This is a genomic window from Siccirubricoccus soli, assembly GCF_024178315.1.
In the GTDB taxonomy this organism is placed as follows: Bacteria; Pseudomonadota; Alphaproteobacteria; order Acetobacterales; family Acetobacteraceae; genus Siccirubricoccus; species Siccirubricoccus soli.
In genome coordinates, this window is the sequence record NZ_JAMZIK010000101.1 from 32,800 (window position 1) to 46,613 (window position 13,814).

Here is a 13,814-nt window from a genome sequence, read left to right on the forward strand (position 1 = left end):
GCCAGCGCGAGGGGAGGGCCCGTCACGCCGCGCCGGCACGCAGCGCTCCGCCCCAGGCGGCCTGGCGCGCCGGTGCGGCTCCCCTGCCTGGCCGGCCGGGCAGCTTCGTCTCTCCGCCCGTCACCGTGGCTTCTCGAGCTGCCAGGTCAGGTGCGAGCGCACCGTGGGCCATTCGGGCGCCGTGATGCTGTAGACGCAGGTGTCGCGCAGCGTGCCGTCCTGCATGCGCTGGTGGTGGCGCAGCACGCCGTCGAGCCTGGCGCCGAGGCGCTCGATGGCGCGGCGGCTCGCATGGTTCATAAAATGCGTGCGGAACTCCACGGCGAGGCAGCCGAGCCGGTCGAAGGCATGCGCCAGCAGCAGGAGCTTGGCCTCGGTGTTCAGCTTCGTGCGCTGGACTCGGGCGGCGTACCAGGTGGAGCCGATCTCCACGCGCGGCCCGGCGGCGTCGATGTTCATGTAGGTGGTCATGCCGACGGGCCGGCCAGCCGGGCCGTCCAGGACGGTGAAGGGCAGCATGCTGCCCGCCGCCTGGAGGCCGAGGCGGCGGTCGATCTCGGCCGCCATCCTCTCCGGCGACGGGATGGCCGTGTACCACAGCCGCCAGAGCTCGCCGTCGCGCACGGCTTCGGCGAGGGCAGCGCAATGCTCCCGCGACAGGGGGACAAGTTCGACATGCCGCCCGGAAAGGGTGACGGGCTCCAACGTCATCGGTGAAACCTCACAAGCAAGGCGCGCCGGGGCCATCGGGAACGGCGCCGCGAGGCCTGCCCTCTATCCCGCCGCCTGCCCCTTGGGGAGCGGGTTGCGCCGGCAAGGACCGGAATTCCCCTCGGCCGCTTCCCCTTGCAGCCAGCGCCACCGCATGGGGCGGCGCGGCCACGGGCGCCGGCCCGGGCGGCAGCTCCTCCGGCAGGCGCGCTCTGCTGCCGCGCAGTGGGCCGGCGGCGGCCACCAGCCGGGCGACCAGCCCGGATCGGGCAGTTCGAGGCCCGCGCGCAGGAGATGGCCAAGGGCTTCGGCTTCGGTGGCCGAGGCGGTCTCCGGCATCGGCGCGTCCCGGCTTCGGGCGGCCCTGTGCCAAGCGCTGCTCCCGCAGGAATGATCCGCCGGGGCGGCGGGCGGTGCAAGGGGCCAGCCGGTCGCCGCCGATGCGGCCGGCCGGCCCCGGCGCAGCCTGCCCGCGCCGGCACCCGCCCCGCCCGAGGCCAGCCTCCCGCTTGCCGCCGCCGCGCCTTCGGTGCAGAGAGCCCCGAGGATTGCCGCGAGGGAGCGCCATGACCGCCAGCCGCACCGTGCTCGACCTGATCGCCGCCGGCGAGGCCGGGCGCCCCGCCATCCGCGCCCCCGAGCGCCCCGCCCTGACCTATGCTGGGCTGCTGGGCCTGGCGGAGCGGACCCTGGCGGCGCTGAACGGCATCGGCATCGGCCGCGGCGACCGGGTGGCGATCGTCCTGCCCAACGGGCCGGAGATGGCGTCGAGCTTCCTCGCCATCGCCGGCGCCGCCACCACCGCGCCGCTGAACCCCGCCTACAAGGACGAGGAGTTCGAATTCTACCTCACCGACCTGAAGGCCAAGGCCCTGGTCGTGTTGCAGGGGATGGAGACCGCCGCCCGCGCCGTCGCCGCCCGCCTCGGCGTGCCGGTGGTGGAGCTCGTCCCCGGCGAGGCGGCCGGCGACTTCACCCTCTCCGGCGGCAGCCGGGGCGCGGCGGCGCAGCCCGGCCCGGCGGGGGCGGAGGACGTGGCGCTCGTCCTGCACACCTCCGGCACCACGGCGCGGCCGAAGATCGTGCCGCTGACCCACGCCAACGTCACCGCCTCGGCCGGCAACATCGCCCGCACGCTGCGACTGACGCCCGGGGATGCCTGCCTCAACGTCATGCCGCTCTTCCACATCCATGGGCTGATCGCGGCGACGCTCTCCTCGCTGGCCGGCGGCGGCGCCGTCATCTGCACGCCGGGCTTCAATGCGCTGCGCTTCTTCGGCTGGCTCGATGCCGAGCGGCCGAGCTGGTACACCGCCGTGCCCACCATGCATCAGGCGATCCTGCAGCGCGCCGAGCGCAACCGGGAGATCATCGCCCGTGCCCCGCTGCGCTTCATCCGCTCCTCCTCCGCCTCGCTGCCGGCGCAGGCCATGCGCGACCTCTCCGCCACCTTCAGCGCGCCGGTGATCGAGGCCTATGGCATGACCGAGGCCAGCCACCAGATGTGCAGCAACCCGCTGCCGCCCGGCGTGCAGAAGCCCGGCCTGGTCGGCCTGCCGGCGGGGCCGGAGGTCGCCATCATGGATGATGACGGCAAGCTCCTGCCCCAGGGCTCGATCGGCGAGGTGGTGATCCGCGGTCCCAGCGTGACCAAGGGCTACGAGGCGAACCCGGACGCCAATGCCAAGGCCTTCACCAATGGCTGGTTCCGCACCGGCGACCAGGGGCTGTTCGACAAGGATGGCTACCTGCTGCTGACCGGCCGGCTGAAGGAACTCATCAAGCGCGGCGGCGAGCAGGTCTCCCCGCTCGAGGTGGATGGCGTGCTCTCCGAGCACCCCGCCGTCGCCCAGGCGCTCACCTTCTCCATCCCGCACCCGATGCTGGGCGAGGAGGTCGGCTGCGCCGTGGTGCTGCGCGAGGGCATGGAGTGCACGGAGCGTGAGCTGCGCGACCATGCGGCGAAGCACCTGGCGGATTTCAAGGTGCCGCGGAAGGTGGTCTTCCTGGCGGAGATCCCGAAGGGCGCGACGGGCAAGCTGCAGCGCATCGGCCTCGCCGAGAAGCTCGGCATCACCGCCTGATGCGCTCCCCGCCCCGGGAAGTGGGGTGGGCTGGAGTGCATATCGGCAAGACCCGCGCGGGGCGGCACCGGGGGCAGGGGGCTAACCTCCTCGCCCTGACATGCCCCGTCGGCGGGAGAGGGCGAGATCCATGAAACTTTGCATCTTCGGCGCCGGCGCGATCGGCGGCCTCATGGCGGCGAAGCTGGTCCGGAAGGGCGAGGTGGACGTCACCGTCATCGCCCGCGGCCCGCATCTCAAGGCCATGCAGGAGAAGGGCCTCGTGCTCCGCTCCGGGGACGGGGAGATCGTCACCCGCCCGCGCTGCGTCGCCAGCGCCGAGGAGGCGGGGCCGCAGGATTACGTCCTCATCACCCTGAAGGCGCCCGCCCTGCCCGGCGCGGCGCAGCAGATGCAGCCGCTGATCGGGCCGGACACCACCATCGTCGCCGCGGTGAACGGCATTCCCTGGTGGTACTTCCACAAGCTTGCCGGCCCGCATGAGGGCCGGCGGGTCGAGAGCGTCGATCCGGGCGGCGCCGTCTCCGCCCTGCTGCCGCCGGAGAAGGTGCTGGGCTGCATCATCTACCCCGCCGCCGAAGTCCCCGAACCGGGCGTCATCGAGCATACCTATGGCGACCGCTTCACCCTGGGCGAGCCGGATGGCAGCCGCAGCGAACGCGCCGACGCGCTCTCCAAGGCCCTCGTCGCTGCCGGCTTCAAGGCGCCGGTGCGGCCGAAGATCCGCGATGAGCTCTGGGTGAAGCTCTGGGGCAACATGGCCTTCAACCCGCTCTCGGCCCTCACCACCGCGACGCTCGACATCATCACCGGCGAGGCCGAGCTGCGCGCCGTCTGCCGCGCCATGATGCTGGAGGGCCAGGCGGTGGCGGAAAAGCTCGGCGTCCGCTTCGCCATCGACGTGGACAAGCGCATCGCCGGCGGCGCCGAGGTGGGCGCGCACAAGACCTCCATGCTGCAGGACCTGGAGCGCGGCCGGCCGATGGAGATCGATGCGCTGCTCGGCAGCGTGGTGGAGCTGGCCGATCTGGTGGAAGTGCCGGCGCCCACCTGCCGCACCGTGCTGGCCCTGCTGCGCACCCGCGGCCGGCTGGCGGGATGCTACTGACGCGCCGGTTCCTCGCCCGGCTGGCGGCGCTGCTGCCTCTTGCCGCCTGCGACGATGGCTGGGTGGCGGAGCCGATGGTGCGCCTGCCGCCCGGCCTGCCGCCGGGCGCGACCGAGCCACGCCGCTGGGCCTTCGGCGAGGCCGCCGCCCGGCTGCTCGACCGCCCCGCCGGGCTGCGCGGGGCGCCGGCCGAGACGGCCTGGGCCGCCGCGCTGGTGGAGTATCTGGCGACCGCCTTCCAGGACGGCGCCCTGCCCGATGGCCGCCACCTGACCCGGCTGCTGCGGGAGGGCCGCACCGCCCTGCGCCTGACGCTCGGCCTGCCCGTCGAGGCGCCGCCCCAGGCCATGGCCGATGCCCTCCTCGCCGCCGCCGGCCGGCGCGCGGGGGCGGTGCCGGCCCCCCTCGCCTCGGCCCTTGCCGGCTTCGATCCGGAGGATGCCCGGCTGGCCCCGCTGCGCCGCGCCCTGCGGGCGGTGCGGGATGCGCTTGCGGCGCAGCTCCTGCCGCGGTGAGGGCGGCGCCCGCGCCGCAGGACCCGCGCACGCCGCAAGGCTGGCGACAGGCCCCCGGGCGGGCCGCCCCTCGGCGGCGCCCTGTCGTGCCAGGCTACCACCGGAGACCTTCCGCAACGGTGGGTAACTTTGCATGACGCAGCCCTCATTCTCCCGGCAATTGCCGCGGCGTGATGGCAAGGTCATGCTGCTGGCGATTCGCTGGCCCTTCGGCCGCGCCATCTGGGGGATTTTCCACATGTTCCGTGCCCTGCCGCCCCTTGCGGCCGCGCTGCTCTCGCTCGGTGCCTGCGGCGTGCTGCCGCCGCCGCCACCCTCCGCCCAGCTCCCCTACGATGCGACGGTCGGCGCCGGCGACCCGATCCGTGCCGCGGCCGCCACCACCTCCTATAGCTTTTCCCACCAGGAGACGCTGGCCGGTCAGCCGGCCGCTGCGGCGCGCGCCCTGGCGCAGATGGAATTCCTGGCCGCCGACCTGCCCACCAACCCGCGCTTCCCCAACATGCCGCCGGAACTCCCGTCCCAGCTGGCCGAGGCCCGGGCGGAATGGCGCCAGGCCCTCGGCGTGCCGCGCGACCTGCCGCCCCAGCCGGTGATCGATTCGCTCTACGCCGCCGCGCGGGCCCTGAATGCCGGCCAGCCCGCCGCCAATGCCGCCGCCACGCTGCCGGCAAACGTCTTCACCCAGGGCGGGGAGGCGACGCTGACCCGCCTCGCGGCCCTGCCGCCCCTGCCGCAGACCGGCGTGGCCGCCACCACCTCCGCCGAGGTGCTGCGCCGCAGCATGGACGGCGACCGCCGCGGGCGGCTCTGAGCCATGGCGGGCGCTTTCCTCCACGGTCCGCGCCTGCTGCTCGCCCTGCTGCTGCCGCTCGGTGCCTGTGCCGAGCTGCGGCAGCCGGCGTCCCTGCCCTCGCCCGCCCCGCTCGGGGTGGTGACGGCGGATCCGGTGCGGGAGGCGGTCGCCGCCACCGCCCGCGCCTTCGCCGATCGCGGCGCCGCCCTGGCCGGCCAGCCTGCCGCGGCGGCCGAGGCGCTGGCCCGGCTCGAATTCCTCGTCGCCGAGCTGGACCGCAACCCCCGCTATGCCAGCCTGCCCGAGGGGCTGAAGCGGGAGCTGGGCTTTGCCCGGACGGAGACGCGCGACGCTGCCGGCATTGCCGAGACCGCCAGCGAGGCGGCGGTGACGCCGGCCCTGCTGGCGGCCGGGCGCGCGCTGCGGGCCGGCGATGCCGCCCGTGCCGCCGCGGCGCTGCCGGCGCCGCTCTTCCGCCCCGGCGGGGCGCGCTCCGTGGCCCGGCTCGGGGAGTTGGGCCCGCTGCCGCAGACCAACCTCGCCACCGGGCTGCTGGCGCAGGAGGTGGCGCAGCGCGATGCCGCCGGGGGCTGGATGGCGCCGGCCACCGCCGCGGCGGAGGCGCCGATCGGCGGCATCACCTTCGGCCAGAGCAGCGGCATCACCGCCGGATACTGATCCTCTCCCAGCGGGCACCGACGCGAAGGCGGCGCCGCGATGCCCGGCGCCGCGCGCGGGCCGCCGCGGCTCAGTCCAGGCGGATGTTGTTCGCCTCGATCACCTTGCGGAATTCCTCGCTATGGGTCCGCAGATAGGCCGCGAATTCGGCAGGGCCGCGGGGCAGGGGCTGCATGCCGATGCCCGCGACGCTCTGCTGCGCCTCCGGCGTCGCCAGCGCCTTCGCGGTCTCCGCCGCCAGCCGCTCCACCACCGGTGCCGGCGTGCCTGCCGGCATCATGTAGCCGCCGAAAGCGCCGGCATCGTAGCCCGCCATGCCCGGGACCTGTGCCAGCGGCTTGAGGTTCGGCGCCAGCGCCGTGCCGCTCTCCAGCGAGACGCCGAGCGCCCGGAGACTGCCCTGGCGGAACAGCGGCCCGGTCGCCGCCAGGGTGTCGATGGCGAAATCCACCTGTCCCGCCATCACCGCCGTCAGCGCCGGGCCGCTGCCCTGGAAGGGCACATGCACCGTGTCCAGCTTCGCGCGGCTGAGGAACATGAGGGTGATGAGATGCGCCGCCGCCCCGGCGCCGGAGGTGGCGTAGGTGTACTTGCCCGGCGCCGCCCGCACCTTGGCGACGAATTCCTCCGCGCTCTGCGCCGGGAAATTGTTGTTCACCACCAGCACATAGGGGGAGATGCCGATCATCGCGACCGGGATGAAGTCCTTCTGCGGATCATAGGCGGTGCGCTGCACCAGCGGTGCGGTGGTGATGGGTCCGGTGGAGGCGGCGAGCACGGTGTAGCCATCGGCCGGCGCCTTCGCGACGAAATCCGTGCCGATCATCCCGCCCGCCCCGGCCTTGTTCTCCGGCACCATGGGCTGGCCCCATTGCTCGCTGACCTTCTGGGCGACGACGCGCGCCATGAGATCCGTCGCCTGGCCCGGCGGCCAGGGGATCACCAGCCGCACCGGCCGGTTGGGATAGGCGCCCTGGGCGCGGCCCGTCGAGGCGATGAGGGCGGGGGCGGCGAGCATCGCTGCCGTGGACAGCAACAGGGGCCTGCGGCGCATCTTGGACGTTCCCAGACAGTGGTTGTTCGTGGTTGTCCGCCAAGAGGTAGGGGAGGGCGAGGCGCTTGCCAAGCGCGCGCCGCGCGAGTGTCCGGCCGCGAATACCACCGGCCATGGGATGTGCCGCAGCTGCCCTCCGCCGCGGCGACCGCCAGCCCGGTGCGGGACGCCGGGCGCCGCAGCTGCGCCACCTGCTCCGCGTGGATGCGCGGCGCCCAGGCGGCCGCCTCCTCCCGGCCTGGATAGCCGGGGCGCCGGCTCATTCGCGCGGACAGCCGCATGATCAGCAGCGGCGGCATTGCCGAGGCGCGATTCACCGGGCATTTTTGCATTGCAACAAGGGGCTCCCGCCATGCCGCTGATCGACACCGCCCGCTTCCTGCAGGACCTGAACGAGCTGCGGCAGATCGGCAAATACAAGACCGGCGTGCACCGCCCGACCTACTCGCCGCAGGACATGGAAAGCCGGCGCTGGCTGGTGGCGCGGCTGGAGGAATGCGGGCTGGAGGCGGAGATCGACGGCATCGGCAATGTCTTCGGCCGGCACAGGGGCAGCGGGCCGCATCTGCTGGTGGGCAGCCATATCGAGAGCCAGAACTACGCCGGCTGGCTGGATGGCGCGCTTGGCGTGATGGCGGGCGTCGCGCTGGCGCGCGCCGGGCTGCCGGTGGATGTCGCCGCCTTTGCCGATGAGGAAGGGCATTTCGAGGGCGGCTTCCTCGGCAGCAAGTCGCTCATCGGCATCCTCTCCGAGGAGGAGATCGACCGCAGCCGCAGCCGCAATGACGGCCAGCCCTTGCGCGAGGCGCTGGCGGCGGCGGGGCTGGCGGGCAGGAAGCGGCTGCGGCTCGACCCCTTGCGCTACAAGGGCTTCTTCGAGATGCATATCGAGCAGGGCACCCAGCTCGAGAATGCCGGGCTGCAGGCCGGGGTGGTGACCGGCATCGTCGCGATCTGGCAGTGGCGCATCATCATCGAGGGCATGCAGGACCATGCCGGCGGCACCACCATGGCGGAGCGGCGCGACGCCGGCCTGACGGCAGTGCGGCTGCTGGCGATGCTCGACCAGGAAATGCCGAAGGTCTGCGGGCCGCGCAGCGTGTGGACGACGGGGCGCATCACGCTCGACCCTGGGGCGCCGAGCATCATCCCGGGGAGCGCCGACATCCTCTTCCAGTTCCGCGACATCGACCTGCCGACGCTGGAGCGGATGGAGGATTGCCTGCGGCGCTGCGTGCAGGAGATGAACCGGCGGGAGCGCTGCACGGTGACGCTGCACAATGTCAGCAAGTCGCTGCCCGCGCTGTGCGAGCCGAAGATGATGGCGGCGCTGGACGCGGCGGCGGAGCGGCTGGCGCCGGGCAAGTGGCAGCGCATGCCGAGCGGGGCGGGGCACGATGCGCAGTACATCGCGCGGGTGATGCCGGTGGCGATGCTGTTCACGCCAAGCATCAAGGGCATCAGCCACCATTGGGCCGAGGACACCAAGGAGGAGGATCTCGCGCTGTGCTGCGAGATCCTGGGGGAGGCGGCGAAGAGCTACCTGGAAGCTTGAGGGAGGCTCTGCCTCCCTCAAACTCCCTCCGCCAAAGGCCGAAGGGCCTTTGGAAACCGGGGGTTTTGCACCCGACGGTGGCACCCTATGCGGGCTCCGCCCAGCGGGGGATGCGGGAACGGCCGGCGGCAAAGCCGAGCATCCGGCGCATCAGGCGGAAGATCCAGGCGGGCGGGCGCCAGGGGCGCTCCATGATCGCCGAGAGAATGCGACGGATCACCTCGCGGTAGATTTCGGACAAATCCACATCCGGCAGCCAGGTGGAGGGGCCGGGCAAGGCCGAGGGCATGCGCAGCCGCTTGGCGAGCATGATCCCGGCCAGGCCCATCAGCCGGATGGCGCGGCGGAAGGCGCAGCACACCCGATAGGCCAGGCCGTCCCACACCGGGGCGCGGTCCCGGCGCGCGACGGCGATCAGCAGCATGGCCCAGAGCCCGGCCTTGCCCCAGCGGCGGTGCGAGCGGGAGGCGGTGTCCGGCTTGCCGAATTCCGGCGGCAGGTCGGCCCAGGGGGCCCGGAGGCCGCCGCGCTTCAGGGTGCAGGCGCGGAAGATGGCATCCAGCCGGGCGCGCGGGCTGTCCCGCATCGGCCGGCCGGGGCCATCGGCCTGGGCGCATTTGGCCGCGGCGAAGATGGGGGCGATGGCGGCCCATTCCTCCTCGGTCAGCGGGGCCCAGATGGTGGGCGGCGTCAGGCGCAGGACGGGGTCCAGCACCAGGCGGCGGGTCAGGAATTCGCGGGGGAGGAGGCTGGCGGGGAAGAGGTCCGGGGGGAGAAGGCGGCGAGGGCGCATGGGAGAAGGACCGCAGGGGAATTCGGGAACGTATCAGCAACCACGACCCGTCTTCAAGGAAAATAATCTTATCTGCTGCGATGGCCGCGGCCGCGGCGGGGCTGGCGCGAGGCTTGCCTGGCCGGCATCGCCGCCCGGCGTGCCGGGGCTTGCGCAGGGTGTCGTGGGGCCCGACTGGTTCAGCCCTCGGGTCCGAACTCAGACCGGGGTCCGGGGCCAGGTCCTGGCCCCGGCGGGGTGCAGGGGCAGAGCCCCTGCCCGGGGTTCCGGGGCGGAGCCCCCGCCTTTCACTCCGGCATCAGCGAGACATGCGCCGCGACGATGCGCCAGCCTTCCTCCGGGAAGCGCACCCAGCTCTGGCTCTGCCGGCCGCGGCGGCCGCTGCGGAGGAATTCGGTGTTGGCCGTGGCGAAGTCCCGGCCATAGGTGGTGATGACCGTGTTCTCCAGCGTGCGCGCCAGCCCGACCGGGGAACGGGCGGCGCGGAAGGCGGCGATCGCCTCCCAGCCATAGAGGTTCTCGGCGGGGCCGTAGCGCAGGGTGCGGGCGTCCTTGCGGAACAGGCGCTGCAGCGTCTCGACGTCGTTGGTGACGAGGGCGCGTTCGTACTCGGCGAAGGCGGCCTGCATCTCCGCCATGGGTTCCGGGAGGTCGAACTCCATCAGGCCTGGTCCTTTGCTGCGAGATAGGCGCGCCAGCCGCCATGGGCGGAGATGTCCGGCGCATCGGCCAGCGCCGCGGCCTCGGCGAGGAAGCCGAGGGGCGTGCTGCCATCCGAGAGGGTGACGCGGCCGAAGCCGAGGGGCGGCGGGATTTCGGCGAGGAAGGGCCCGAGGCTGGTGGCGGGCAGCGCCCAGATCTCGCCGGCAATGGCGATGCCGCCGCTGGCGACGCGCGCCATGCCGGGGCGGTTGCCGAGGTCGTGCAGCCGGTAGTGGGGCGCGGTGGTGGCGGCGCGGAGGAAGCGGCCGCCATGGCGCAGCAGCTGCGGATTGAGGGGCAGTCCGGACATGTGGGCGCCGATGGCGAGCAGGGGGAGCTCGTCCGCGGCAAGCGTCGGCGGAACGGGAGGCGGCGGGGTGGGGGTGCCGAGGGCGCCGAGGGGGAGGCCCGCCGTGGCGTGCAGCGCGGCGCCGAGGCCGGCGAGGCGGGCTTCGGAGAAAGCCGGGCCGATGAGGGTGAGGCCGGCGGGCAGGCCCGCGGCGGTGAAGCCCGCGGGGATGGCGAGCGCGGCCAGGTCGCAGATGTTCACGAAATTGGTGTAGGTGCCGAGGCGGCTATTCGCCGCGACGGGCTCCGCCGCGAGGGTCGCCAGGCTGGGCAGGCCGGGCGCGGTGGGCAGCAGCAGCGCATCCGTGCCAGCGAAGAGGGCACGGGCGAGGCGGCGGGCCTCCGCCGCGGCGTGGAAATCCTCCCAGGCGTCCACGGTACGCTTGTCGAGCCCGGCCTCGAGGATGGTGCGGGTGACGGGGTGGACGCTCTCCGGCCGCGCGGTGAGGAATTCCCGTAGCGCAGCGGTGCGCTCCGCGACCCAGGCGCCGTCATAGAGGCGGCGGGCGATGGCGAGGAAGGGGGCGATATCGACGCGGGCGAGGCTGGCGCCGAGCGCCTGGGCGCGGCCGAGCGCGGCCTCGTAGAGCGCGGCGTCGCCGGGCGTGTCGAAGCTGAGCTGCGCGGGCAGCGGAGCGGCGAGGCGCCAGGCGGGCTGCGGCGCCGGGGCGGCGCGCCAGAAGGGCGGCGCGGGGCGGGAATAGGGGTCGGCGGCGTCGGGGCCGGCAGCGACGGCGAGCACCGCGGCGGCATCCGCCACGGTGAGGGCGAAGATCGAGACCGTGTCGAGCGAGCGGCAGGCCGGGACCATGCCGCGGCTCGGGATCAGGCCGAGGCTCGGCTTCAGCCCGACGATGTTGTTCGCCATGGCCGGCACCCGGCCGGAGCCGGCGGTGTCCGTGCCGAGGGAGAACGCCGCGATGCCGGCAGCGACGGCGGTGGCGGAGCCGGAGGAGGAGCCGCCGGGGACATGGCTCGGCAGCAGGGCGTTGCGCGGCGTGCCATGGGGGCTGCGCGTGCCGTTCAGCCCCGTGGCGAATTGGTCGAGGTTGACCTTGCCCAGCAGGATGGCGCCGGCCTTCAGCAGCCGCGCGACGACAGGCGCGTCCTCCGCCGGGGTGTAGGCGTAGTCCGGGCAGCCGGCGGTGGTGGGAAGCCCGGCGCAGTCGATATTGTCCTTCACCACGAAGGGCACCCCGTAGAGCGGGCGGCCCTGCGGGCCCTCCGCCGCCAGGGCGGCGGCGCGGGCGCGCACCGCGTGCGGCTCGACGCGGGTGAGGAAGAGGGCGGGGTCGGCCCAGGCGGCGATGCGGGACAGCGCCGTATCCGCCACCGCGACGGGGCTGCCGCCGGCCGCGTGGAAGGCGGACAGCGCGTCCAGGGTGAAGGTCTCGGGCGGGCGCATCAGGCGGCCAGCAGGTCCAGCGCGGCGCGCATCAGCGCGCCCTGGGGGGATTCCAGGGCGTGCAGGATGCGGAAATGGTCGGCGTTCGGCACGGGGATGAGCGGCCCCGGGCAATGCGCGGCGGCGCGGGCGGCGTGGAAGTCGCGGGAGTGGCGGATCAGCTCGCGCGTCTCCTTCGTGCCATAGGCGATGGCCAGCGGCTTCGGCACCATGGGCAGGCGCATGGGCGAGAGGGCGGCCAGCTCCGTCTCGGTGAGGTGCAGCTTCTCGTTCAGGTAGGTCTCGCGGATCGGGGCGAGTTCGTAGATGCCGGAGATGGCGAGGCCGGCGCTGACCAGCGGATGGCCGAGCGCCATGGCGGCGAGATGCCCGCCGGCGGACCAGCCGGAGACGATGACGCGGCCGGCGATGCCGTGCTTCGGGCCGTTCTCCTGCAGCCAGTCGAGGGCGGCGATGATCTCGGCGACGATCTGGGTCAGCGTCGCATCCGGCGCCAGGGAGTAGCCGGGCAGGGCGGCGGCCCAGCCATGGGCGTGGGCGCCGGCCATGAAGGCGCAGAAATCCTCGCGCCGGTTGCGCTGCCAGTAGCCGCCATGGATGAAGACGAGGCAGGGGGCATCGGCCCGCGCGGCGGGGAAGAGGTCCCAGACATTGCGCTCATTGGGGCCGTAGGCGAGGCCGAGATGGCCGGCATGGGTGGCGCGGAAGCTGGCGGCGGCGGCGTTGCGGGCCTCGATCAGGGCGGCGCTGTCGGGGACGGCGCGGTTGTTGTCGTAGCAGGCGTCGCGCTCATCCTGGGTGGCGCTGGCCCAGAAGCCGGGCAGGGGGGCGTAGGACATGGGCGGTGTTCCGGTGCGGTGGCGCGGGTGGTGAGGCTGGACGAGCGTATCGTAGGTGGCGCTGGCGGATGACCTAGTGCGGCTTTGCCGTGAGCATTCCATTGTCGCTGCTAGAGCAGATCGCGTCCAGATGGACTCATCTGAACGCGTGAAGCTGCTCGCAAAACAACGGCCTGGAGCATGCGGCGTGAGCGCAAGCGAACGCCGCATGCTCTAAGGACGCTGTCGCGTCCGGGCGCGCCCTGCGCGCTCGACACCGTCGGGCACATTCCAAGCCCACGCCATGGGCCGGATGTCGTATCGAGGCCTTCGCCGCGCGCAGCGCGGTGCCGCTTCACGGCATCCTTGACACGAAATCCGGACCATGGCCCTCGCGAATGGCCGCCTTCGACGGCGTCGAAGGCGCGCAGAGGCGCCTTCGGGTCACCGGAGAGGGACAACCTCCATGCTGCCGGCATCTAATGGTGCCCGCCCAGCATGGCCGCGAAGCGGCGGCGCAGCGCGTTGAATTCAGGGGAGGTCGGGTCGCGCGGCCGGGGCAGCATCACCTGCTCATCGGCGACGATGCGGCCAGGGCCGGGGGACATCACCACGATGCGGTCGGAGAGGAAGATCGCCTCCTCGATGGCATGGGTGACGAAGAGGACGGTCAGCTTCGCCCGCGCCCAGACCTCCAGCAGCTCCTCCTGCAAGCGCTCCCGCGTCATCGCGTCCAGCGCGCCGAAGGGCTCGTCCATCAGCACCACTTCGGCATCGTTCGCCAGCACGCGGGCGATGGCGACGCGCTGCTGCATGCCGCCCGAGAGCTGGTGCGGATAGGCATCGGCGAAGCGCGTCAGCCCGACCATGTCCACGAAGCGCTTCGCCGTCGCCGCCACCTCCGCCTTCGGGCGGCCGCGCGCGGCGGGGCCGAAGCCGACATTCTGCGCGACGGTGAGCCAGGGAAAGAGGCCGTAATCCTGGAACACCATGCCGCGGTCCGGGCCAGGGCCGGCGATGGGCTTGCCCCACATCAGCAGGCTGCCCGCCGTCGCCGTCTCGAACCCCGCCACCATGCGGAGCAGGGTGGATTTGCCGCAGCCGGAAGGGCCGATGAGGCAGATGAACTCGCCCTTCCCGATGCGCAGCGAGGCATCCGAGAGCGCGGTGATCTGCTCCGCCCCGAAGGCGAAGCGCTTGGTGACACCCTGCACCTCGAGGATCGGCAGCTGCGTCATGGGCCGGGT

13 protein-coding genes are annotated in these 13,814 nt (G+C 73.2%); 6 read left to right on the forward strand and 7 right to left on the reverse strand.

The features are described from left to right. Positions 1-120 precede the first annotated feature (120 nt). Positions 121-711: a GNAT family N-acetyltransferase gene (locus tag NJ376_RS16285; RefSeq protein WP_252954339.1), complete on the reverse strand. Its 591-nt coding sequence runs from the start codon at positions 709-711 to the stop codon at positions 121-123. 566 nt (positions 712-1,277) lie between these two features. Here NJ376_RS16285 and NJ376_RS16290 point away from each other — a divergent pair. The 5 genes from NJ376_RS16290 (at position 1,278) to NJ376_RS16310 (ending at position 5,892) form a co-directional block, all read left to right on the forward strand. Then, positions 1,278-2,795 (forward strand): acyl--CoA ligase, encoded by a 1,518-nt coding sequence (locus NJ376_RS16290; protein ID WP_252954340.1) that lies wholly within the window; start codon positions 1,278-1,280, stop codon positions 2,793-2,795. A gap of 130 nt (positions 2,796-2,925) precedes the next feature. Next, on the forward strand, positions 2,926-3,903 hold the full coding sequence (locus NJ376_RS16295) for a 2-dehydropantoate 2-reductase (RefSeq protein ID WP_252954341.1): 978 nt from the start codon (positions 2,926-2,928) through the stop codon (positions 3,901-3,903). Continuing rightward, positions 3,894-4,418, forward strand: coding sequence for a hypothetical protein (locus tag NJ376_RS16300; protein WP_252954342.1), 525 nt, complete (start codon positions 3,894-3,896; stop codon positions 4,416-4,418). The genes NJ376_RS16295 and NJ376_RS16300 overlap by 10 nt, the downstream gene beginning before the upstream one ends. A gap of 133 nt (positions 4,419-4,551) precedes the next feature. Beyond that, a complete protein-coding gene (locus tag NJ376_RS16305) occupies positions 4,552-5,232 on the forward strand; it encodes a hypothetical protein (protein ID WP_252954343.1) in 681 nt (226 codons plus the stop codon). 3 nt (positions 5,233-5,235) lie between these two features. Beyond that, entirely contained in the window at positions 5,236-5,892 is a 657-nt protein-coding gene (locus NJ376_RS16310) for a hypothetical protein (RefSeq protein WP_252954344.1), read from the forward strand. A gap of 70 nt (positions 5,893-5,962) precedes the next feature. Here the strand turns inward: NJ376_RS16310 and NJ376_RS16315 are convergent, their stop codons facing one another. After that, complete coding sequence (locus NJ376_RS16315; RefSeq protein WP_252954345.1) at positions 5,963-6,946, reverse strand: Bug family tripartite tricarboxylate transporter substrate binding protein; 984 nt, start codon at positions 6,944-6,946, stop codon at positions 5,963-5,965. A gap of 352 nt (positions 6,947-7,298) precedes the next feature. Between NJ376_RS16315 and NJ376_RS16320 the strand changes: the two genes are divergently transcribed. Beyond that, positions 7,299-8,501 (forward strand): Zn-dependent hydrolase, encoded by a 1,203-nt coding sequence (locus NJ376_RS16320; protein ID WP_252954346.1) that lies wholly within the window; start codon positions 7,299-7,301, stop codon positions 8,499-8,501. Positions 8,502-8,586: 85 nt separating this feature from the next. Here the strand turns inward: NJ376_RS16320 and NJ376_RS16325 are convergent, their stop codons facing one another. The 5 genes from NJ376_RS16325 to NJ376_RS16345 all read right to left on the reverse strand — a co-directional run bounded on the left by NJ376_RS16325 (position 8,587) and on the right by NJ376_RS16345 (position 13,805). Further along, positions 8,587-9,294 (reverse strand): transposase, encoded by a 708-nt coding sequence (locus NJ376_RS16325; protein ID WP_252954347.1) that lies wholly within the window; start codon positions 9,292-9,294, stop codon positions 8,587-8,589. A gap of 287 nt (positions 9,295-9,581) precedes the next feature. After that, positions 9,582-9,956: an oxalurate catabolism protein HpxZ gene (hpxZ, locus tag NJ376_RS16330; RefSeq protein ID WP_252954348.1), complete on the reverse strand. Its 375-nt coding sequence runs from the start codon at positions 9,954-9,956 to the stop codon at positions 9,582-9,584. Beyond that, positions 9,956-11,749, reverse strand: a complete 1,794-nt coding sequence (atzF, locus tag NJ376_RS16335; protein ID WP_252954349.1) for an allophanate hydrolase — start codon at positions 11,747-11,749, stop codon at positions 9,956-9,958. The genes hpxZ and atzF overlap by 1 nt, the downstream gene beginning before the upstream one ends. Next, a complete protein-coding gene (locus NJ376_RS16340) occupies positions 11,749-12,588 on the reverse strand; it encodes an alpha/beta hydrolase (protein WP_252954350.1) in 840 nt (279 codons plus the stop codon). The genes atzF and NJ376_RS16340 overlap by 1 nt, the downstream gene beginning before the upstream one ends. A 458-nt stretch (positions 12,589-13,046) precedes the next feature. Continuing rightward, positions 13,047-13,805 carry an ABC transporter ATP-binding protein gene (locus NJ376_RS16345; RefSeq protein ID WP_252954351.1) on the reverse strand — a complete coding sequence of 253 codons (759 nt, stop codon included), beginning with the start codon at positions 13,803-13,805 and terminating at the stop codon, positions 13,047-13,049. Positions 13,806-13,814 lie beyond the last annotated feature (9 nt).